The 23,056-nt window shown below is 41.0% G+C and carries 21 protein-coding genes and 1 riboswitch; of the genes, 3 read left to right on the top strand and 18 right to left on the bottom strand.

From position 1 onward, the window contains the following. Positions 1-137: 137 nt before the first annotated feature. From K3T81_RS10485 to K3T81_RS10445, 9 genes are all read right to left on the bottom strand, one after another. Positions 138-1,541: an SLC13 family permease gene (locus tag K3T81_RS10485; RefSeq protein WP_238019901.1), complete on the bottom strand. Its 1,404-nt coding sequence runs from the start codon at positions 1,539-1,541 to the stop codon at positions 138-140. A gap of 4 nt (positions 1,542-1,545) precedes the next feature. Further along, on the bottom strand, positions 1,546-3,033 hold the full coding sequence (locus tag K3T81_RS10480) for a tripartite tricarboxylate transporter permease (RefSeq protein ID WP_161464221.1): 1,488 nt from the start codon (positions 3,031-3,033) through the stop codon (positions 1,546-1,548). Between the two features lie 12 nt (positions 3,034-3,045). After that, complete coding sequence (locus K3T81_RS10475; protein WP_238019899.1) at positions 3,046-3,504, bottom strand: tripartite tricarboxylate transporter TctB family protein; 459 nt, start codon at positions 3,502-3,504, stop codon at positions 3,046-3,048. A 78-nt stretch (positions 3,505-3,582) separates the two neighbouring features. Next, positions 3,583-4,593: a tripartite tricarboxylate transporter substrate binding protein gene (locus K3T81_RS10470; protein WP_238019897.1), complete on the bottom strand. Its 1,011-nt coding sequence runs from the start codon at positions 4,591-4,593 to the stop codon at positions 3,583-3,585. Between the two features lie 318 nt (positions 4,594-4,911). After that, positions 4,912-5,589 carry a response regulator gene (locus K3T81_RS10465; RefSeq protein WP_058949198.1) on the bottom strand — a complete coding sequence of 226 codons (678 nt, stop codon included), beginning with the start codon at positions 5,587-5,589 and terminating at the stop codon, positions 4,912-4,914. A gap of 17 nt (positions 5,590-5,606) precedes the next feature. Continuing rightward, on the bottom strand, positions 5,607-7,193 hold the full coding sequence (locus tag K3T81_RS10460; protein ID WP_238019895.1) for an ATP-binding protein: 1,587 nt from the start codon (positions 7,191-7,193) through the stop codon (positions 5,607-5,609). Positions 7,194-7,392: 199 nt separating this feature from the next. Beyond that, positions 7,393-8,844: a carbon starvation CstA family protein gene (locus tag K3T81_RS10455; RefSeq protein ID WP_238019893.1), complete on the bottom strand. Its 1,452-nt coding sequence runs from the start codon at positions 8,842-8,844 to the stop codon at positions 7,393-7,395. A 142-nt stretch (positions 8,845-8,986) separates the two neighbouring features. Then, positions 8,987-9,712 carry a LytR/AlgR family response regulator transcription factor gene (locus K3T81_RS10450; RefSeq protein ID WP_238019891.1) on the bottom strand — a complete coding sequence of 242 codons (726 nt, stop codon included), beginning with the start codon at positions 9,710-9,712 and terminating at the stop codon, positions 8,987-8,989. Further along, positions 9,709-11,454 (bottom strand): sensor histidine kinase, encoded by a 1,746-nt coding sequence (locus K3T81_RS10445; protein ID WP_106897473.1) that lies wholly within the window; start codon positions 11,452-11,454, stop codon positions 9,709-9,711. Before K3T81_RS10445 ends, K3T81_RS10450 begins: the two co-directional genes overlap by 4 nt. Positions 11,455-11,588: 134 nt before the next feature. Here K3T81_RS10445 and K3T81_RS10440 point away from each other — a divergent pair, with 134 nt between their 5' ends. The 3 genes from K3T81_RS10440 to K3T81_RS10430 all read left to right on the top strand — a co-directional run bounded on the left by K3T81_RS10440 (position 11,589) and on the right by K3T81_RS10430 (position 13,133). Then, positions 11,589-11,840, top strand: coding sequence for a hypothetical protein (locus tag K3T81_RS10440; RefSeq protein WP_106897474.1), 252 nt, complete (start codon positions 11,589-11,591; stop codon positions 11,838-11,840). Positions 11,841-12,194: 354 nt separating this feature from the next. Beyond that, positions 12,195-12,674, top strand: a complete 480-nt coding sequence (locus K3T81_RS10435) for a GNAT family N-acetyltransferase (protein ID WP_238019889.1) — start codon at positions 12,195-12,197, stop codon at positions 12,672-12,674. Positions 12,675-12,914: 240 nt separating this feature from the next. Continuing rightward, positions 12,915-13,133: a hypothetical protein gene (locus K3T81_RS10430; RefSeq protein ID WP_238019887.1), complete on the top strand. Its 219-nt coding sequence runs from the start codon at positions 12,915-12,917 to the stop codon at positions 13,131-13,133. A gap of 205 nt (positions 13,134-13,338) precedes the next feature. Here K3T81_RS10430 and dhaM read toward each other — a convergent pair whose 3' ends face one another. From dhaM to K3T81_RS10385, 9 genes are all read right to left on the bottom strand, one after another. Beyond that, on the bottom strand, positions 13,339-13,713 hold the full coding sequence (dhaM, locus tag K3T81_RS10425) for a dihydroxyacetone kinase phosphoryl donor subunit DhaM (protein ID WP_106897477.1): 375 nt from the start codon (positions 13,711-13,713) through the stop codon (positions 13,339-13,341). Positions 13,714-13,716: 3 nt separating this feature from the next. After that, entirely contained in the window at positions 13,717-14,337 is a 621-nt protein-coding gene (dhaL, locus tag K3T81_RS10420; protein ID WP_238019885.1) for a dihydroxyacetone kinase subunit DhaL, read from the bottom strand. Between the two features lie 30 nt (positions 14,338-14,367). Beyond that, complete coding sequence (dhaK, locus tag K3T81_RS10415; RefSeq protein WP_161464657.1) at positions 14,368-15,363, bottom strand: dihydroxyacetone kinase subunit DhaK; 996 nt, start codon at positions 15,361-15,363, stop codon at positions 14,368-14,370. A 188-nt stretch (positions 15,364-15,551) separates the two neighbouring features. Then, entirely contained in the window at positions 15,552-17,045 is a 1,494-nt protein-coding gene (gene glpK / locus K3T81_RS10410) for a glycerol kinase GlpK (protein WP_238019883.1), read from the bottom strand. 12 nt (positions 17,046-17,057) lie between these two features. Further along, positions 17,058-17,888, bottom strand: a complete 831-nt coding sequence (locus K3T81_RS10405) for an MIP/aquaporin family protein (protein WP_238019876.1) — start codon at positions 17,886-17,888, stop codon at positions 17,058-17,060. A gap of 470 nt (positions 17,889-18,358) precedes the next feature. Then, positions 18,359-19,000, bottom strand: a complete 642-nt coding sequence (locus tag K3T81_RS10400) for a queuosine precursor transporter (RefSeq protein ID WP_238019875.1) — start codon at positions 18,998-19,000, stop codon at positions 18,359-18,361. Between the two features lie 43 nt (positions 19,001-19,043). Next, complete coding sequence (queF, locus tag K3T81_RS10395; RefSeq protein ID WP_238019872.1) at positions 19,044-19,532, bottom strand: preQ(1) synthase; 489 nt, start codon at positions 19,530-19,532, stop codon at positions 19,044-19,046. 78 nt (positions 19,533-19,610) lie between these two features. After that, positions 19,611-19,657, bottom strand: a riboswitch (PreQ1 riboswitch). 47 nt (positions 19,658-19,704) lie between these two features. After that, on the bottom strand, positions 19,705-19,986 hold the full coding sequence (locus K3T81_RS10390; RefSeq protein ID WP_238019864.1) for a YciI family protein: 282 nt from the start codon (positions 19,984-19,986) through the stop codon (positions 19,705-19,707). A 69-nt stretch (positions 19,987-20,055) separates the two neighbouring features. Beyond that, positions 20,056-22,488: a penicillin acylase family protein gene (locus tag K3T81_RS10385; RefSeq protein ID WP_420830821.1), complete on the bottom strand. Its 2,433-nt coding sequence runs from the start codon at positions 22,486-22,488 to the stop codon at positions 20,056-20,058. Positions 22,489-23,056: the final 568 nt, after the last annotated feature.

The raw sequence follows: 23,056 nt of genomic DNA, 5'->3' as shown, positions 1-23,056 counted from the left end.
TCTCACGCGACTTTCTTGTACTGGTACGCGACTCGGCTTCGCTCTCACGCGACTTTCTTGTGCTGGTGCGCGACTTGGCTCCGCTGACACGCGACTTTCTGTCCTGACATTTAAAAAACCAGCATTCAGCTGGTTTTTTACCAATAATAGAGTGTAGAAAGAATAGCGATCCCCATGAAAAAAAGGCTAGAAAATATACTAATGGTGTAGTGTTCCTTTTTACGAAGAATACCTGTGTCATAAGCCAAATAGGTTGTTGTCGTATGTATTGGCAGAACCATCATGCTGCCAATGATTAAAATGATAAGAAACGCAAGTTGAATTGGCGGCAATCCGATCAGCTCCGAGTACGACATGACGATCGGGAAAATCACAATTACTGCAGACGATGGGACGACAAAGAAAAAACGAAGTACAAATACAATGAGTGCAATGATCACTACCTTTATAACAATCCCCGCATTATCAGGAATCAGTTCAACCAGCATCCCTGCCAGCTGCTGAGCAGTACCATTTGCCTCAAGAATGTAGCCCAGCGAAAAGGAAGCACCGAGTAGTAAAAAATTTTCCCAATCAAAGCTTCGTATTGTACGATTGGTGATCAGCCCTATCCTAGGCAACGAATAAAACACAATTAGCAACATAGGTGGAAGTAACAGGGGAACTCGATTTTGATCGGTTACAATCCATGTCAGGATCATAAGTACAAATGCACCTGTCACAATCCAGAATGTACTATTAATTCCCTGGGTCTCTATTTCTTCGTGCTTGGGTATTGGTTCCTTATCTTCTGTATTTCCAACCCTCTTTAAGTAGTTCCAAACTAAAAATGCAAGGATAAATGCCCCAATCCATAATGGAGGTGCAATAAGTAGAAACCAGTCCATCCACCCAAGGTTCGCAATTTGATAATCTCGAATTAACTGTGAGGCCAGAATTGGAAAGCCACCACCAGTATAAATGATCATGGTAGCGTTCTGATTCATCATGCCTATTACATAAATACAATACTTCTGGAAAACACTCTTTTCTCTGAATCCGTAAAAGCGATTTAAGCTTACCGTTACTGGCAGCAGCATCTTAAAGCGGGCTACTGCTGAGGGCAGAAAAATAGGCAAAACTGAAATGAACAGTGGCATTCCAATAATGACAAATGCCGGCCCTCCTCTGCTGACTTTTAACAAAAATCCCGCAATAACACGATCCATTCCTACTTTTACAAGAGACTTGCTGATCAACGATAGCATGAAAATAAAATACAGCGCAGGTGAAAGAAATCCGATTACGGCTTCTTCCATGGTATCGACCAAGCCGAGTAATAGTAGCATGGCGAGAATAAGGATACTGCTGGCGCCTGTCGGGATCGGAGCTGCGCCCCATAAATAAATGGCTAACAGAAGCAGTAACAATGTTCGCAGTTGTTCTGGGGTGAACTCTCTCCATATCCCTGCATTCCACAAGCCGAACAGGGCAATCGCGGTGATGCAAAACAAACTGTAACGAACGATATTTTTGAACAATAGCATTTCTCGTACCCGCATATACTTACGCTCTTCTACTTCGGATAACACGAATCAATGGAAAAACGAAAGAAAGCAAGGCAACAATTAACAATGTTAACGCAATTGGATCTTGGACGAATACCGTAAGACTACCATTGGAAATGGTTAGGGACTGCCTAAATGCCTGCTCCATCATGCCACCAAGAATAAACGCGAGAATAAACGGTGGTGCCGGAAATGAAAACAATCTCATTACAAAGCCGACGACCCCAAAGAGCAATAACATATAAAGATCAAATGTATTAAAGCTAATGGCATAAACGCCGATGATACTAAACATGATCACAAGGGATATCAATAACGGCCGTGGTATTTTTAATATCTTTGCGAAATACGGAATGAGAGGCAAATTTAAGATCAGCAAGAAGACATTCCCTATGTACATACTTGCAATAATACCCCAGAAAATCTCCGGCCTATCCGTCATTAACAGCGGACCTGGCTGTACACCTAGCACAAGAAAGGCACCGAGCATCACTGCAGTTGTCCCAGACCCAGGAATCCCCAAGCTCAATAACGGAACAAACGCTCCACTGGTTGCCGCATTATTGGCCGTCTCAGGGGCGGCCAGCCCTTTGACGGACCCTTTACCAAATTCCTCAGGATTCTTTGATAGCTTTTTCTCCGTAATATAAGAGATAAAAGATGCAATCGTAGCACCAGCACCTGGCAACACACCAAGAATAAATCCAAGGAAAGAATGGCGTGTTACCGGTCCGCTCATGTCTTTGAAGTCCTGTTTACTGAGACGCATACTTCCCAACTTATGTGCATTTTCCTGTGAAAGATCTTTTCGCTTAATAATAAGCGTACAAACTTCCGCAAGTGCGAAAAGTCCGAGTGCAATGACTAAAAAGTCAATTCCTTCTAATAGGTTTACATTCCCAAACGTAAACCGCTGTGTTCCTGTTTGAGCATCAATACCAATTGTGACAATCATAAATCCCGCCACAGCAGAAATAAGTGCTTTAATCGTACTACCTTCAGACAAACTTGAAATAGCTGTAAGGCCCATCAGCATTAAGGCGAAATAGGCAGGAGGACCAAACGAAATTGCAACACTTGAAAGCATGGGAGCTAGTAGCATAAGCAGAATAACACTAACCGTACCACCAATAAACGAACTGATCGCCGCTATGGCCAATGCTTTCCCGGCTTTCCCCTGTTGTGCCATCGGATAACCATCAAATGCGGTTGCCACTGCACCAGACACACCTGGGGCATTTAATAAAATCGAGGATGTTGATCCGCCAAATATAGCGCCATAGTATACACCTGCCATCATAACTAACGCAGGCGCTGGATCCATTCCAAACGTAATTGGGATCATGACCGCGATGGCACTTATGGGGCCCAACCCCGGCATCATTCCAATAAAAGTACCTACAAAAACACCAATCATAACAAACAACAAGCCTTCCAAACTGAAAGCCACTTGAAACCCTGCTATAATTCCTTCTAATGAACCCATCTTGATTCCTCCTTAAAACGGCCATAATCCTTGTGGCAGACTTATATTAAGAAACTCTGTAAACATCCCATACATACATAACGGAAATAGGATAGACACAAGGGCATTGCTTAGATGCTTTTTATATCCTAGAAACCACGAACAAAAGAAAATAAACAACATTGTCATTAAGACGAATCCCATTAATTCCAAAAAAAGAATATACACAAAAATAAAGGAAAAGACAGCAAGTAGTGCTCCAATATCTTTCTTAGGGATTTTTCTTCTCGCCTTCTGCTCTTCTGTTTCCGAGTCTTTCGAAAAATAGAGACAAGATGCCAATAGGATTAAAAGAATGCCAAGTGTGATGGGGACTATATCGGCATCGACTGGCACATAGGCATACGAAGGAAGCTGAAATGCGAGGATCAAATAACCAATCCCAACGACAATTAAAACTAAACTAATTCGTTGATTCACTGTTTTTAACATGCTTACACCACCTGGTTTGTAAAATAGATAGAAGTCAATGATCTAAAGATGATCACTGACCTCCCTTAATATGAATTGCTATTCGCCAAGTCCTAATTCATCAAGTAATGATTGTATTTCTCCCTTTTTTTCATCAAGGAATTGCTGGTATTCCTCACTATTCATGTACATTTCGTCCCACCCGAACTGTTTGCGTATATCTGCAAAGGCCTCTGAATCGCTCAATTCTTTAAACTTTTCTTCATAGTAGGCTACCGCCTCTTCATCCATGTTTGGTGGTCCAAAGAATCCTCGCCAGTTAACAAACGTCGCATCAATCCCCTGTTCTTTAGCTGTTGGGAAGTCTTCCAATACTTCACCTTCCAGCCTTTCCTCTGAGGTTACCCCAAGAACTTTGATTGTCCCCGCTTTAACTTGCTCTACTGTTTCAGAAACCCCAGTGGAGAAAACATCCACACTTCCATTTAAAAGTTGAGTCAAACCGACTCCATCTTGATCTGATACGTATTTAATTTTTGTCACGTCAACCCCTGCTGCCTTGGCAATTTGAACAAACTGAATGTGATCCATACTTCCTGGTGACGAAGTTCCAACCACTGTTATACTGGAAGGGTCTTTCTTCATATCATCAAATAGTTCATTTAAGTTGTCCCATTTGGCATCTGCCGCTACTGCGAATGCTGCATAATCGGCTATCACGTTAGCAATCGGAGTAAAGTCTTCATGACCATATTCCGATTGTCCATTTAACGGGATAAAGAGAAGTGGCGGGGAAGCAACAAACATATTGTATGGACTTCCCTCTTGCCCAGCTACATAAGCCCAACCGACTGCACCGCCACCACCGGCTTTGTTAACCACACCAATATCACTGTCTATGATTTCTTCTTCCGTAAAGACCTTTGCTGCCATTCTGGCTGTAGTATCCCAGCCCCCACCTGCCCCAGCAGGTGCGACTATCTCAATTGGCTTCTCAGGTTTCCATTCTTTGGACCCCTCTGTTCCACTTGCCTCTTCATCGCCTCCAGAACAGGCTGCTGAAAAGATAAGTAACACGACAAATACGACGCCTATAAAAACCTTCTTCATAAAATTTCCTCCTCTTTTAATCAAAAAATTCACATAATTATTACTTACCACTCACTATAAAGTAGGATGATCCTAATGTAACCGTTTCCAAAATAATGGGTAATAAGTTTTTTCTATACGTTTTGGTCATTTTGTTCATGGGTCTGTGAGGGAAAAATAAGTCCTTGTGATGCAACATAAAAAAAGCGAACACGATAGTATTCGCTTTAGGGTTAGCATAATTAAGCCAGCCAATATAATAAGCTTCCAACGGACTGTTAATTAATTTGAGTGGTAAGGTAAATATTCTTCGGCGTGATGATTGTTCCTTTCTAATGACTACTTTTTAACATGATATTTTCTTTCTGGCCTTCCTACTACGCCATATTCCAATTCTGCTTTGATCTCTCCCTCGGTGATAAGGTATTCGAGATAGCGCCTTGCAGTCGTTCGGGAAGTGCCAATTTCCATACCCATTTCTTCTGCAGTTACCCCGTTGTTTAAAGTATGTATGCGTTGCTTTATCTTTTCTAGTGTAAGAGGGTCAATACCTTTTGGTGTTTGCTTTTCCATAATTGACACGCTACTTCCATAGCCGAAATAATCATCAAGAAAACTCTGGTCCAACTCCTTTTGTGCTGCAAGTTTCCCCTTTACTTCTTTGTACCGTTCCATTGTCTCCATGAATCGCTCCAGTTTTACGGGTTTCATAATATAGTCAAATACCCCGTTGCGTAACACTTCCCCTACGATTTTCGCTTCGGTAGCGGCAGAAATCATAATAATGTCCAATTGTTTGTTTAAGGATCGAATGGTTTGTAGCAGTTCTGACCCTAAAATATCAGGCATATAAATATCTAGCAGTACAAGATCTATTTTCTCTCTTTCTATGATTTCTAAGGCTTCTTTCCCATTTAGCACTTTTTCGACTACTTGTACCCCCTCTACTTTCTCTAAAAATTCTTCATGGATACCGGCAATCCGGTAGTCATCTTCCACAATAAGTACATGTATCATACGGCTCCCCCCTTTTTTCAATGGTGAACACTAGGAATGAACACAGTAAATACCGCTCCCCCATTCGGTTGCGTGTGCACTTCCAAATGCCCTCCCAAGTCTTCTACTGTTTCTTTTACGATGGCTAGCCCATATCCATGTGCCTGTTCATGATGTGTTTTTGTAGTGTAGCCCTGCTTAAAGATACGGTCTATATTTTCTTCAGGAAGACCTGGTCCATTATCCGCAATTTCAAATACAATGTCCTCTCCCAAATCGGTTGCAAAGAAAACGATGTGTTTTTCCGGCTGATCTGCTACTGCCTCTAGGGCGTTATCGATTAGGTTTCCCAATATGGTTATAAGCTTAGCAATATCCAACTTTTCGGGCAATGGTTCGAGATAACTGTTTTCATCGATTTCAAACGTTACCTTTTTCTCTGAAGCTTTTCCAATTTTCCCAAGTATTATGGCTTGTACGGTACGATCATTTATCTGGTCAAGCAGTACTTTATGCTGGTTTGCAGCAAGCTGTGACTCTTTTTGAATAAGTTCAATTGCGTCCTGGTAGTGACCAAGCTGTAACAATCCTGATATAACATATAATTTGTTAGTATATTCATGGGTTTGCGCACGAAGATCTTCAGAGTATTGTCTGACTTCTGATAATGTATTAATCATCTCATTTAATTCGGTCTTATCCCGAAAACTGGAAACTACTCCTACCACCTCATCTCCATCCATGATAGGGGTGCGGTTAACAATGACCTGCCGGTTATTCAGTACAAATTCTTCATCTTGCCCCGTATTCTTGGAAAGCAACACATCATACATTTTGGTATTTGGGAAAACATCCTCAATTTGCCTACTCTCCGTGTCTGCTTGTAAACCTAGTATTTTCCTTGCTGATCCATTCATTAAGCTTATTTTCCCTGTCTTATCCATTGCAATAATCCCTTCTCTAATACTGGAAAGAATTGCAGTTCTATCTCGGTACAAGGAGGCAATTTGATGTGGCTCCAGTCCTAGCGTATCCTTTCTTATGTTTCGAGCTAGCGCGATACCTCCACCTATACCAATGAGAACGACGAAGAGAGAAGCTCCGCTTATTTTCACCAATTTGCTAACTATCATGGAACGAATATCCTCCACCATAAAGCCAACTGAAACAATTCCTACAACTTCTCCCTCGTCATTAAAGATCGGTGCTTTTCCCCTTAATGATGGACCAAGACTTCCTATTGCTTTTGAGGTATAATACTCTGCATCTATTAAGGCCCGGTCATTATCGCCCCCGACCATTTTTTTGCCAATCTTTTCGATATCAGGATGAGCGACGCGGACACTTTCTTTATCCCCGACCACGATAAACTCTGCCCCAATAAACTTCCTAATTTCTTCTGCTATGGGTTGGATAATGTTCGCGGGGTTTTCGTTAGCAAATGCAGCTTTGACGGAAGGCATAAAAGAAAGAGTAGTAGCAACTTGTAGCGCACGCTCTCCTACTTGCTCCTCCACATCTTTGGATTCAAAATAGGCATTGATCGCGGTCAACAAAAGTGTGACCAACATAATCAAAGTGGTAATAAGCACTAGGACCTTTGTTTGGAGAGAAAACCGAGGCATAGACATTCCCCTTTCTATGAATCTATATCTACTTGCAATTCATCTATGTAATCGCTTTATCATATCATGGTAAATGTGTACTGAAAAGAGACTATTTTAAAGAAAAATAGTCTGGTAGTATTGGCTGGGAACGAGGAATTTTTTAGAGAATTGCTTTCTTATCTAAAAAAAGGTATCAGGTCTCCCTGATACCTTTTCATTATGCTGACTTTTTCCAGCTTGTAATATCTTCTTCTAATGGTATGTTGTTTCTCCGAGCCTTTACTGCTGCAAAGAAGAAGGTTATGACAAGTGCGATCGTAATAATCGTTGCGCCGATATATGAAATATTCATCGGTAAGCGGAAGCCTATTGGAGCATTTAGTATATAGGTCATGGTTGCCATTAGCATAAACGTACCTGGAATTAAGGCAATCCAATAATTCTTCTTGGCAATGAACAAATACATGGATCCGACAAACAAGGCGATTACTGCTGTTGACTGGTTTGCCCAAGAGAAATAGCGCCATAACAGGTTAAAATCAATTTGGGTAAGGGCAATCGATATAGCGAATAATGGAAGTGCGATCCACAGACGATTGATTATTTTTTTCTGTGGGAAACGAATATAATCTGCAATAATCATACGTGCGCTGCGGAATGCTGTATCTCCTGACGTGATTGGCAGGATAATAACTCCAAGTACTGCCAACGTACCACCAATAGCACCAAGCATTAAGGTAGAAGCTTCACTTACAACAGCTGCTGTTCCGCCATTTGCAAGCAGTTCGTTTAGGCCAACTGGTCCGTCGAAAAGACTCATGGCTGCTGCTGCCCAAATCATGGCGATGATTCCTTCTGCGATCATCATGCCGTAGAAAATTTTACGACCTTGCTTCTCCCCTTTTGTGGTACGAGAAATGATTGGCGTTTGTGTTGCATGGAATCCAGAGATAGCTCCACATGAGATGGTTAAGAATAACAATGGAAAGATTGGTGCATTATCCGGATGGAAATTTGCCAATGTAAGTTCCGGGATTGGAGCACCTCTTACAATCATTCCAACTGCCACGCCGATTGCACTAATTACGAGCAAGGCACCAAAGATTGGGTAAACTCGTCCGATAATTTTATCAATTGGTAGCAGGGTTGCCAGTAAATAATAAACAAAAATGGCGCCGATAATATATCCTAGTGCAACCCAGCCATTCATTAGATTATAAAGTAAATCTGCTGGTGCGGTTACAAAAACAGTAGCAACTAATAATAGCAACAACACAGCGAAACCGTTTACAATATGTTTCATAAATCTACCTAGAAATTTTCCAGCAAGCTCAGGTAAATGGGCTCCCCTGTTTCGGATGGAAATCATTCCTGTTAAGTAATCATGTACAGCTCCGGCAAAAATACAGCCCACCACGATCCATATGAAAGCAACTGGTCCGTATAATGCGCCCATTATTGGACCAAAAATCGGACCAACACCAGCTATATTTAATAATTGAATCAAAGAGTTTCGCGGTGTACTCATTGGCATATAGTCTACACCATCACCACTTGTGTAAGCAGGTGTTACCCTCTCCTCTCTCACTCCAAATATCTTTTCTACTATTTTTCCATACGTGAAGTACCCTATAATTAAAAGTAAAATACCAGCTAAAAATGTATACATAATATTACCCTCTCTTCCGATGTATGCGATTACATACAGTGTAAGACATAAACCAATGAAAAGGCTTTATTTAGCGTAAGATGTTGCAAAGGGAGATTGAAATGCATTAGCGGACAATCAAGATGCACAGCTAGAGCTAGTCTCACAGTTCCAGCTTACTGCGAAGTGCTTTGACATAGTTACGACTCACCGCTAATGCTTCTTCTTTCCCTTCTAATTTTAATTGGTAGGCACCATTAAACCATGGTGTCAGCATTTTTACATAGGAAAGGTTCACCACATAGCTTTTATGTATACGAAAAAATTCAAAGCCAGCAAGCCTTGCTTCCAAATCTTTTAAGGTGGTACGAACGTGGTATTCCTTATCATCTGTTAAGATCTTGGTAAACTTTTCTTCACGGGACAAATAAAGAATATCGTCTGGATTAAGATAATGAATTTCCCCATTCGTTTCAATCGACAGCTTTCCTTTCGCTACTATGGTCTGCTCATCGGCAGTAAACAACCGCTTTTCCACACGGGAAATCGTTTCCTGTAGCTGCTCTTCTTCATAGGGTTTTAATAGATAATCAAGCGCCTCAAGGCGAAAAGCGTCTGCCGCAAACTGTGGGTATGCTGTTGCAAAAATGATGAGCGGTGCTTTCTTTAATTCCTGTAATACTTTGGCCGCTTCCATCCCGTTCATTTTCGGCATCTCGATATCTAGAAAAACAACGTCTGGCTTCAAGGTAAGACTCTTCACAATCGCATCCTCTCCCGATTCCGCCTCCCCTACTACGCGAATATGTTCAAAGTCACCTAACAGGTGGACTAGTTCCTCGCGTGCGTAGCGCTCATCATCCACAACGAGTACATCAATTTGTTTCATTCATTCATTCCCCCCATTCCAATTGGCAGATTTAAGCTAATTCTAGTACCATGACCTGGCTTGCTATCTATTTGAATGCCTGCCCGCAACCCAAACGTCATCGTTAATCGTCTGTTGACATTATACAAACCAATACCTGTCCCTGTTTCGGATTCAAGCTGTGTTTCGCCTAAGTTCTTTAACTTGCTCTCTTTAATCCCTACCCCATTGTCTTCAACTATAATGACGATCCTGTCCTTTTCTCGCTTAATGGAGATATGGACAAGTGCGTCTTTTTCCATTTCCTTAATTCCATGCTTGACCGCATTTTCGACTAGTGGCTGCAGTGCTAAAGGTGGAATATTGTTATCAAGTACCGATTCGTCGATGTCATAGGTGACGTGTAATTTGTCTACAAACCTCGATGATTCGATTTCCAGGTATGCCTTCACATGCTCCAGTTCTTGTCTTAAGGAAACAATCTCAGCGGTCGTTCCAGCTAGGTTTTGCCTAAAGAAATGGGAAAGAGACATTAAAAGCTTTCGTGCCTTTTTTGGATCGGTACGAATTAAGGATACAATGATATTTAAGGAATTAAACAGGAAATGTGGGCTAATTTGCGCCTGTAATGCTTTAATTTCTGCCTCTTTTGCTAACTGGTAAGCTTTTTCGGTGTCTGCTAGCTCTACCTGTGTACTTAACAAGGAGCTGAGACCAGAGATAAGCTCCAAATTTACATTGGTGATGTGTTTTTCCGACTGGAAATAGACCTTCAGTGTTCCGATAACTTCATTACGGCTTTTTAATGGCGCCATGACGACCGCACCGAGCGGACAACCTTCCACACTGCAATGAATTGTTTCATCATTGGCGACGACAAGTTTCCCATGCTGAATTACCTCTTTTGTGAGTTTCGTGCGAATTGGTGTATTTGCTACATGGTGATCACTTGCCAGTCCGACATGCGCCAAAATAAGTTCCTTGTCGGTAATCGCAACGGCACTCGGATTTATTTCTTTATATAAAATCGAACAGACAGCTAATGCCGATTGGTTGGTCATCCCCTGCCTCAAGTAACCGATCGTCTGCTCAGCAATGCGCAACGTTTTTTGAGCCTGCTCGGCGCTTGCATTTTCTTTTTCTTTTACAACATTTTGCACAATTAACAAGAAAATTGCTGTCCCAAGGCCGTTTGCCAATATCATGGGAATTCCAATGATCTGTACTAGTGTCCACGCCATCTCAAATGGTTTGGAAAGAATTAAGATAATGAGCATTTGAACCGACTCTGCAAGTGCGCCAATCAAAAATGCTGTTGGGAGCTTTAAATATTTCCCTTTCTTTCTGAAGTAACCAGCCATAGCGCCAGCAATGACACTGGCTAAACTACAGGAAATAGCAGTAAAACCGCCGAGCGTTAGGCGGTGGATCCCTGCTATAAGTCCAGCTCCTATTCCTACTCGATAGCCTCCTAAAAGGCCAGCAATGACTACCCCTATCACACGAGAATTGGCGATTGCTTCCTCTGCAGCGAGATCCATTGTGACACTATCAAATAGTAGAGTCCCTGTGTTAAGGGCCACACCATAATACGTTCCCATAATGCCAAATAACCCAAAAAAGAGAATGGCAGTAAACTGCTTTCTATTATTTAGCTGATCTTGATGAATCATGTCCTGGAAAAAGCGAAAACGTGTCAGCACAAAAGCAACTGCTACCAAAATACCAATTCGCTCTAGCATCGTTATGAGTAAATCAATCAATGCTCGCACCTCACTAAACATCCGTAAAATAAATTCTTAGCTTATCATATCACATTATCAAATACGATCTTAACAAGCAGTGACAAAATGGTATCATGGCATTAGGGATTTTTTTCTAAGGAGGAGTTAAATCAATGAAATTATTTGGAGCTATCTTTTTTAGTAGCATTTTAGGGTATATCCTACTCCATTTTAATGTTTTTGGTATCGTAATTGCATTTGGCATTATCGCAGGGTCGCTATTCTATGGTATTAGCCAGTTACTATCTATTAAAGAAAAACTAACAATGATTAGTAAACATCTTGATTTAAAAGAGGAAAAAGTTGAGGTGAGTGATGAAGAGATTGAGAGAGAATTAGAAAGTTTTTCTAAGAATCGAGGATGAGTGATGAAGTGTTATCCTCCAGAAATGCTAATGATGAGGAAAGTGTTTAAATCATCGCTACGGAAAATTTTACGCTTTCCAGGGGCGGCTGCTAAGTCTCCTCGTGCTTTACGCACTACGGGGCCTTATCTAGGCCTTTTCTCCCCTAGGAGTCTACAAATTTTCCTCCGCTGGATGTTGTGTCCTTTATCTCCTAATCTTTAACTATTAAACTCGAGTCCTATAACATGTATCTGGTTGGGTGATATACACTTCTGTTAGAAAAACTACACGATATCCTTCAATTAAATTGAATTGTAGAAAGAAAGTGAATAGAATAATACTATAAATTGCATACGCTGGGGGAGCATTTTCATGATTATTCGAGAAATAGAAGTAAAAGATAACCAAAGAATAGAACATATTATCAAACTTTCATTAGAATCATTTAATTTAGACATTCCGGGAACAGCATACTTTGATCCGCAACTAGCAAGCTTGGCGCAATTTTACCAGCAACTGGCAACGGCTAATTATTGGGTTGCTGTCAATGAACAAGACGTGGTCGTCGGTGGTGTTGGCATTGGTCCATATGGACAGTCCGCAGACGTGTGTGAACTTCAAAAGCTTTACATCGCACCAGAAGTTCAAGGAATAGGACTGTCAAAAAAGCTGATGAATGTGGCTCTTACATACGCGAAGGAACATTACTCATATTGTTACTTAGAAACATTAGACAAGCTCAAGGTAGCAAATTCCTTATACAATAAATTAGGCTTTGAGCTGCTTGATCAAGCACTAGAGGGATCTGATCATGATGCAATGGATGCTTGGTATATGAAAAAATTGAAATAAGAGGGATCAATAATGAATAAGTATTTTAAAAATGTGCTGGCTATTGTAGTAATTTCTGCTTTGTTACTATTTGTATTTAATTACTGGCTTGGTATTAATCTAATTGACAAGTCATTATTCTGTTAGTCGGGATTTATGCAATTTATCTAAATATGCACGCGATAGTGTTGAAACAGAGAGATTCCTGAATCGGATAGGATCCAATAAGAAACATGTCATTTTTGGGAAAGGATTTTTTATTTGCTTGTACTTTTAGGCATCGTTTTAATTATCATGTCTACCTTTTTATTCATCCTCGGTTATGCTTACTTGAATAACAAAGCAGAAGACCTGCTTCTTTGGCGTATCACCGGGAAGTCAAAAAACATAAAGGATAAAGAGGCATATATGAAACAGCAAGGAAAACAAGCCATCCTTAACGGGTTTATTTTCCTGTTCGTGCCAATATCTTATATTTGATAGAAACGCTTGAACTAGACCCAAAACTTCTCTATATTTGGCTAGTAGTTATGGCTAGCATAACCGTTATAAATGGTATCCAGGTTAGAAGGTTTATGAAGTAAGGTGAATTTCACATCCTCTTTTTTTCCTTCGCTAATCCACCATCTTATCAAAAAAACAGCCTCAAGGATTTTCTCCCCTAAGGCTGTTTCTCTATTCTATTTTAAAATGCTTTCTTTACAGCGTCATGCACTTCCTGCAAGGTTTTCCCCATGCCTGACTCCACTGCTGCTACATAAGCCCCTTCAACTAAAGGACCTTCAACAAGGAGAGCCTTCTCTGTCTCGTTCATTTCGATTGCCATTTCCGCATTCATCTTGGCGCTACCGATATCATAAAATAACAGCACGCCTTCTCCCTTGTCTGCTTCCGCTATCGCGCTTGTGATTTTCTCAATACTAGTACCAATCTCACCGTCATCTGTACCACCGGCTGTTTCAATTGGTACGTCTGTCATTACCTGACGAATTAGATCTTTGAGACCTTCCGCTATTTTAGGGCTATGAGAAATCAGGACAATACCTACATAAGAACTCATCGATTATGCACGCTCCTTTAGTACATCACTTAATGCTTCAAATAAATAGAAGGAAGAGGCAGAACCTGGATCAATATGTCCCTGTGACTTGTCTTTAAAATAAGCGGCACGCCCTTTTGTGGCCAGCATATCCTTCGTATTCTCCATTGCCTGCTTTGCTGTCTCTGATAAAACCTCTGCTGTAAAATCTTGCTCTTCCGTGAGCGCTTCGGAAACCGGGTACCACACATCAACCATGGTTTTTTCTCCAGCTTCTGCCTTACCACGTTGTTTTACCCCTGCGACTGCCTGTTCTATCCCGTTAACAAAAGCCTCATATGAGACCGTTTCGGCACCTTTCACGGCAGTCGAGAGTTTTAAAAAGGCTGTTCCAAATAATGGGCCAGACGCACCACCCACTTTTGACATGAGCGTCATGGCAACATCTTTTAGCACATCTGCAGGTGTCTCATAGGTTTCCTTTGTTACCTTATTTTCGACTTCTTGAAAGCCCCTTGCCATATTAATCCCATGGTCGCCGTCCCCTATCGGTTGATCCAATGTCGTTAAATAAGGTTTGTTTTCCTGCATTTTTTCATTTGTTTTTTTCATCCAGTCTACTATGAGTTGTACGTCTAATCCCATTGCGAATTCTCCTTTCTTTGTTGACCAATATTAGCTACGAAAAGCAGGAGCATCTGAATCGGCATCCAGCAATGTTTTTAGCTCATCATCCAGCTTGAGTAAGGTGACAGAACATCCTGTCATCTCAAGTGCTGTCATGTACTCTCCGACAAATGTCTTGTACACGGTAATACCTTTCTCTTTCAGTATTTCCTGTACCCGTTTATTTACAATGTACAGCTCCATTTCTGGTGTAGAACCAAGACCATTAATCATCACAGCAACATCTTCGCCTGTAGTATAATCAAGATCTTGTAATACTTTTGCGGTTAATTCCTCTGCTATTTGGTCTGCGCTGGCTATTTCCTTCCGCTCTATCCCAGGCTCGCCATGAATTCCAATGCCGATCTCCATTTCATCGTCTTTCAATTCAAAGCTTGGACTCCCAGCTGCCGGGACAGTACATGGTTTTAATGCCATCCCCATGGAGCGGACGTTGGCAACCACTTTTTCTCCAACCTGTTTCACTTCTGTTAAAGATCCACCAGACTCTGCTTTTGCGCCTGTAATTTTATGGACAAAGACTGTTCCTGCAATACCTCGTCGGCCAGTCGTAAACGAACTATCTTCTACTGCAACATCATCATTGACGACGACATACTGAACATCAATACCTTCAGCTTCTGCTAGTTCTGCCGCCATTTCAAAGTTTATAACGTCTCCTGTATAATTCTTTATAACAAGAAATACGCCCGACCCACCATCTACTGCCTTGATCGCTTCCAATACTTGATCTGGTGTTGGCGAGGTAAACACTTCACCTGCTACTGCAGCATCAAGCATTCCTTTTCCAACATAGCCAGCATGTGCTGGCTCATGGCCGCTTCCTCCACCACTGACAATCCCTACTTTTCCTTGGACTGGTGAATCTTTTCTAGCAAGAACCATTGTCTCAGGTACTTGCTTTAGTGCTTCTGGGTAGGCTGCTACCATTCCTTGCACCATGTCTTGTACAACTTGATTTGGATCGTTAATAATTTTTTTCATTATCTTCTCTCCTCTTCCATTAAAGTTTGCAATGAATCAAGCAATCATGCACGTTAGCTATTAATGTGCTTCTTTTCGATTTCTTTTACTCTGTCATTTTCCATTGTATATGAGAAAGAGGAAGTCTCTACTTACCTTTGTTTATAAAGATAAATGGAGCTTCCCCTTTCCTTTCCCTTTACGGGTTTCTATTTAAACGTTCTTGTAGACTCCACTGCTTTTTCCCAACCAGAATAAAGGCTGTTACGCTTCTCTTCTTCCATATCAGGTTCAAACGTTTTTTCGATATTCCACTGTTTCGCAATTTCCTCTTTATCTTTCCAATACCCTACTGCCAATCCAGCTAAATAAGCAGATCCAAGTGCAGTTGTCTCCTGGACAACTGGGCGTTCAACAGGTACATCTAGCATGTCACTTTGGAATTGCATAAGGAAATCATTTTTCACAGCTCCACCATCTACACGCAAGGTTTTTAAATCAATTTCAGAGTCTTTAATCATCGCATCCAATACATCTTTTGTTTGATATGCAAGTGATTCTAACGTTGCGCGGACAATGTGGTCCTTTGTAGTCCCACGAGTAAGCCCGAACATAGCGCCCCTTGCATCACTATCCCAATACGGTGTGCCAAGTCCAACGAATGCCGGTACCATGTACACACCATCTGTAGAATCTACATTGGTAGCAAGCTGCTCACTTTGTGGTGCGCTTTCAATTACTTTCAAGCCATCACGTAACCATTGAATCGCAGAGCCGGCAACAAAAATACTACCTTCTAATGCATACTCGACTTTTCCATCAACACCCCAAGCAAGTGTTGTTAACAATCCATGCTCAGATTTAACGCCTTCTTCGCCAGTATTCATGAGCATGAAACAACCAGTTCCATATGTGTTTTTAGCCATGCCTTTTTCAAAACACGCCTGACCAAATAATGCTGCCTGTTGGTCTCCTGCGATACCTGCAATTGGCACTTCATGGCCAAAGAAATGATAAGAAGCGGTATTCGCGTACACTTCAGACGATTGCTTCACCTCTGGTAGCATGCTTTTCGGTACAGTTAGAATATCAAGCAATTCATCGTCCCATTTTAAATCATAGATATTAAACATAAGGGTTCTTGATGCATTAGAGTAATCGGTGATATGTGTTTTTCCACCGGAAAGCTTGTAAACAAGCCAGCTGTCAATTGTTCCAAATAACAGATCACCATTATCTGCTTTCTCTCTTGCACCTGCTACATTATCCAAAATCCATTTCACTTTTGTTCCAGAGAAATATGGATCAAGTAGTAAACCTGTTTTCTTATTGAAAAGTTCATTGTGTCCTGCTTCTCTTAGCTCTCGACAAATACCTTCTGTTTGTCTTGATTGCCAGACAATCGCCTGATAAATCGGCTTCCCTGTGTTTTTATTCCAGACAACAGCTGTTTCACGTTGGTTCGTGATTCCGATACCAGCTATATCTGTTGGTTCAGCATCTGCTTTACGAAGCACGTCCGCGATACAGGCAAGTACGGAAGTCCAGATTTCATTTGCATCATGCTCTACCCAACCTGGCTGTGGGAAAAACTGCTGAAATTCCTTTTGTGCTGTTTCTACGATTTCTCCGTCATGATTAAATAAAATGGCTCGTGAACTCGTTGTCCCTTGATCAATGGATAAGATATATTTTTTACTCATTATAATTCCCCCTTAAGAAATTTTTTGTTCTACTTTATTTGCTGTGCTTTTTCCTTTTTTCAATTCAGCATTCGCTGCACCAATGAATAGGATTGCTACCAATGCGCTCATTATCCAGAAGAGAGCACCGAAGTTTCCTAGAAACATAGCATTATAGAATACTGCTCCGTAGATACCTCCAAGAATTGGTCCTACAACCGGAATCCAAGAATACCCCCAGTCAGAACCGCCTTTTCCTGGTATAGGAAGAAGCGCATGCGCGATACGTGGACCCAAATCCCTTGCAGGGTTAATCGCATAACCTGTAGCTCCACCGAGTGACATCCCGATTGCAATGATAAGAGCACCAACGATAATTGGGTTCAAACCTTCTGTGAATTCGTTTGCACCGATGAATAAAAGTCCCATTAATAAAGCGAAGGTTCCAACCATCTCACTAATTAGATTCGAGAATGGGCTACGAATTGCTGGATCTGTAGCAAACACGGCCAGCTTTGCACCTTGATCTTCTGTCTCTTTCCAATGTGGTAAGTAATTAAAGAATACGATTGCTGCCCCAATCATGGCACCAATTAATTGTGCTGTAATGTATAATGGTACGTCCGCCCACGGAAATTCACCAATTGCGGCAAACCCGAGCGTTACGGCAGGGTTTAAATGTGCTCCTGAAAAATTCCCAACGGCATAAACACCTAAAGCAACGGCAAGCCCCCAGCCTATTGTAATGACTACCCAGCCAGCACCTTCTGCTTTGGTTTTCTTCAAGACAACGCCACCTACTACACCGCCACCAAAAATGATTAAAATCATCGTACCAATAAGTTCTGCTAAAAACTCGGACATGTAAAACACCCCTTTATGTTCATTAATAGTTAATCGCCAACGGTTAAAGACCCACACTTTAACAGACATACTCCTAGCAAGGAATATCTATTAAAGTGTGGGTCTCCATATCTCCGCCACATAATTAACTTGTGCTTTCATCATAAACCAAACTGAAAGCGGTGTCAATTGAATTTAATAAATTATTCCTAGATTATTAGATTTCTTTCTTACTAGCCTCATACCTTTGTACCGTATACCAGTCTTTACAAGCAGAAAGTCTCACATGGATTGCCCCCCTTCTATCTCAAATAAGGTACAAGCGTTATTAGTTTATGTAACTAGATTAAAAATAATACCGTAGCTATCTCATGCTTTAAGTGGTGTTTCCCCGCAAATAACGACATATATTTCCCGGGAAATGAAACTGTTTTGTAGTGCAAGTTTCCTAGATTGTCTATGCTCCAAGGCATAAAAAAACCATTCCAATGTTAGGAATGGTTTACAAGTAAATCGCTCGTTTCGGCTTTATCTTTGTCACGCTTAGCTAGTCTGACAAGAAGATACACAATAGGAGTATCTACAATGGCAACAAGCAGTTTAAAACAATATTGTGTGGCAATCATTCCAAGTAAAACGGCAGTTGGCACTGTTCCCCAGAATGCAATGGTGATAAAGATGCTCGTATCCACCAGCTGACTCGTCATGGTGGAGAGATTGTTACGTAGCCATAGCTTACTATTACCATGCTTCTTTTTTAGGCGATGAAACAAGCTGACATCCAAGTGCTGACTGGCCAAATATGATAATAGACTTGCTAGCATCACACGGAAGCTACCACCTAGAATGATTTCGAATTCTGTCTGTACTGTAAAGACTGGTGCCGCTGGTAACTCGATTGCAATAAATACAAAAACGAGTACGAGGATTTGTGTCAGAAAGCCTGCCTGAACTGTTTTCCTTGCAGCTTGCTTCCCGTATACCTCCCCAATAACATCCGTGATGATAAAAGTAATTACATATACGATAACCGCTGCCGGTAAAATAAACTCTCCGATTGCAAAGAGTTTTACACCTAGAATATTAGATACTATTAATAGTCCTGCAAATAAAGCATTTAGATATAAATACATTTTTTTCTCTCCTCTCTAATGAGAAGAACTTAGCAACCCTCTATTATCGATTGTCTACTTTTTCTGGATAAAGATCATGATTCATTAGTCGTTGCTCTGCCATTTTTTCATACTTTGTTCCAGGCTTCCCATAGTTACAATAGGGATCGATCGAGATGCCACCACGAGGGGTGAATTTACCCCACACTTCGATATACCTAGGATCCATTAAGTTAATCAAATCGTTCATGATCACATTAATACTGTCCTCATGAAACCCACCATGGTTACGAAAGCTAAACAAATACAGTTTTAGAGCCTTACTTTCTACCATTTTCACATCGGGAATATAGCTTATGTATAAGGTAGCGAAATCTGGCTGTCCTGTCATCGGACAAAGCGTCGTAAATTCAGGACAATTAAATTTCACAAAGTAGTCTCTGTCCTGATGGTTGTTTTCAAAGATTTCTAGCACATCAGGATTATAGTCAAACGCATAAGTTGTTCCCTGACTTCCAAGCAGTGTTAGTTCGGAAAGATCTTGTTCTTTCATCGTATTTACCTCCTCTTACTATTTTTCACATCAAAAAAGCCATGTACCTACTAAGGCACATGGCTCGATTCGCATCATCTGTCCTTAGTTTTTTATAGAGGGTTTAAGCTAAGAACCTCTCGCATTGTTACCTGACATATTATATCGATTGGCCATAACACTGTCAATGCAATTATGATTGTGGTTTGTCCCCTACAAGCACCATTGTCCATTCATGCACTTCATAATTTCGTGCACCTTTTTCAACATACGGATCTGCTTTAACTAATGCTTCTGCTTCTTCTAGACTATCAGCCTGGTAAATGACAAGTCCACCAGCACCGTCTGTAAATCTACCTTTGGCAAATACCTTTCCCTGTTCCTCCATCTCTTCCAAATAGGCTAAATGGTCATGACGATACTTTTTACTTTTTTCCTCGTCTTTCATTGGCAACGATGCCGCATAGTAATTCATTATGTTCTCCCTTTCTATTTCTAGCATATCTCTTATTTTGTCGTTTTTCTCGCCACATGGCAAGTGGAATTATTTCGGCTTCAAAGTAAGTTCCTCGCCATTGAATGACTTAAGATTTGTTTCATGATAGTTTCCGTACACCCAATCCTCCAACTGGTCATCATACCAGTCACTTTTAAAATGCCCGGATTGCCCTGGACCGACGATATGATAGCCTTTCTCCATGTCATTGGAATCAATCACAAATCGCCAGGATGCCCCGTGATCGACCATCCCTGTCTTTTTCTCATAGCTTGCTGCCATTGGTGTAACACTACTTCCCCCGACTTCCATCGGCTTTTCATTATTGAAGAAAAAGGCCAGGACAGGATTAATTCCAGAGAGTGGATGGACAAATTGAATCTGGTGATAGTCTCCCCATCGCCATTCATTTATCGCGTCCCCATACTCTTCCTGTAGCTTCTCTATCGTTTTACTAAATGTTTCTCCCAATAGCCCTTCTATCCCGCCTTCTTCCTCGACCCAAATAGAAGTATCACCACGAAGCGCGGTTCGTAACAATTCATCTGTTGTTTGTCCTTTACCAGAAAACATGCCCATCATGTTGCGTGGTATATCTTTATATAATCGGTTTTCGATCTCCTCCATCCAGTGGTGATAAAGGAGGGCTTGGGAACTTTCGACATCATCTTCATAGTCCCATTTTCGTAACAGCTGGATAGCCTGTTGCTCAGTGTCCGTAAGATCTGTTCCACTTAAAGTCTCTGCGAAAAGCGGGACAAATTCTCTTGCTCGTAAATTTTTAATATCCATCTGTAATGCCATCATGTCTTCTGCTGTTAGGTTTGTTCCTGCTTCTAACACTTCAGAAATACGTTCATACCTGTAAGGTTGTGCCCAAACGTTGCTTATATGGTACGGATAACTGTCTCCAGTAATTTTATTGTTCGCTGTGGCAATATAGCCTTTTTCCGGATTCACTACACGAGGCAGCTCATCAAACGGAATAAATCCTTTCCATTCATTTTCTGCTTCCCATCCAGCTAATGGAAGCAAAGCATCTTCCCCATTCTCATAAATGGGAATATTCCCGTTAGCCTTATAGGCAATGGTGCCATACTTATCGGCAAACACAAAATTCTGTGCTGGGGCAAGAAACTTCTCTAGACCTGTTTCGAATTGCTCCCAATCAGCTGCTTTATTAATAGACAAAATCGCTTCCAGCTCTGTTGTCGCATCCAAGGCTGTCCATCTTAAAGAAAGAACGGTATCTTTGCCTGTGTCCTCAGCAAATTCGGAAATAATTGGACCATGCCTTGTTTCGATCACGTCATAATCGATTGTTTCTTCATCTTTTACTTTAATTGGTTCTTCAATAACATTTGCTTCTTCCCAGCTATCTTCATAAAGAAATGCTGTGTCGTTTTCCGGGCTACGCTTTTCGACATATAGCTGTTGCACGTCCGGCCCTGTATTGGTTACGCCCCAGGCTATATCCTCGTTATGGCCAAGAATAATTCCCGGTACTCCAGCGAAAATAACGCCACTTACATTCATTTCCTCTGCTTGTAAATGCATTTGAATCCAAATCGAAGGAGTTGCTAATCCCAAATGCGGGTCATCCGCAAGCAGGGGCATGCCTGAAGCTGTTTTATCACCGCTAACCACCCAGTTATTGCTCCCATTAAACGTATGAGGGATGACTGCCTTCTCAAAACTACTAGCAATATCCAGTTCCCCTTCCCCGATAATAGTCGGCTTATCTTTCGGGTATGCTGGGAAAAGTTCTAATGCCTTCTCCTCCTCAAATGTTTCTAATAGGTAGTGATTAAAGGCTTGGCTTTCCCAATGTCCGCCTAAATCGAATGCCATATACTTTCCAATCGTTAGGGAGTCCAATGGTGTCCATTCAGCTGGCTTGGACCCCATCAACGTAAACTCAATTGGTAAACTGTTTTCTTCAGTTGCTTCTTTAATATAGGCATTAACGCCATCTGCAAAGCTCTGCAGAACAGCTTTGGATTCGTCGGTATATAGCTCATATGATTTCTCAGCCGCTCTTCTTAGACCCAAAGTACGGAAGTATTTATCATTGTCCACTGCTGCTGTACCTACGATTTCACTTAATGTTCCTGAAGCTTGGCGACGCGACATTTCCATTTGAAAAATCCGTTGTTGAGCCTGCACATATCCTTGAGCCATATATAAGTCATGCTCTGTGGTTGCGCTAATATGTGGCACTCCTTGTTCATCTGTCACGACTGTTACCTCATTCTGTAATCCTGCCAGGTCAATTTCTCCATCAACTTGTGCCAGAGAACGGTTTATGTATGCGTTTACAAAAAATAAGGTGATAAGTAGAATAATTATGATTATGCCAGTAGTTATCAGGACTCGCTTTCTCCATTTTTTCTTTTTTGTTTCTTGGATTACTTCTATACTTTGTGCCTCCACCGTCATTCCCCCAATTAAATTTTCTCTATGATATAGCTTATTCGCCATAATTTAGAATAATCCTGCTCATTCCGGTGTTTGGTCGACTGGAAATGCTATATGTTTGATATACAATTTTAACAATGAAACATGGTTTTACAGTTAGCCATACTGTTAAATATAGACCGCCTACTTTGATTAATAACCCCTTACTTCCTCTGTGATAGATTCATTTTTCGGTGTACCATAACCTAATGTATTACTACCAATACAGTTATGAACAATTTAATATAATTCTTTTTTTCTGTTTACTTTACAGCTATAATATAATAAATTAGGAATAGTATGAAAATATTAGGGAATTATACATAGAAAATTTCTCATCATAGTATTAAAGCCTAGCAAAATACCATTTTCATGGAAAGAACAAGTAAAACTAAAGTGCGGCACAGCAGAGAATATCTTTGCATAAAGTGAAACTTCAATTAGTGGGGGTTTTCATTCTTCCCCTACTGATTGTTAGTTGAACGAATCGGGTGTTAGCGTCCGTTTGCTCCCACTAAAAACTAACTGTTTCACTTCATGTTTTGAAGTGGGAGTCTTACGTCCGGTTGCACCGGGATAAAAAGGGGAAATG

It is taken from the genome of Oceanobacillus jordanicus, assembly GCF_022095695.1.
Lineage (GTDB): Bacteria > Bacillota > Bacilli > Bacillales > Amphibacillaceae > Oceanobacillus_B > Oceanobacillus_B jordanicus.
Note: the sequence above shows the minus strand (reverse complement) of the source record. Positions and strands in the feature narration are given on the sequence as shown.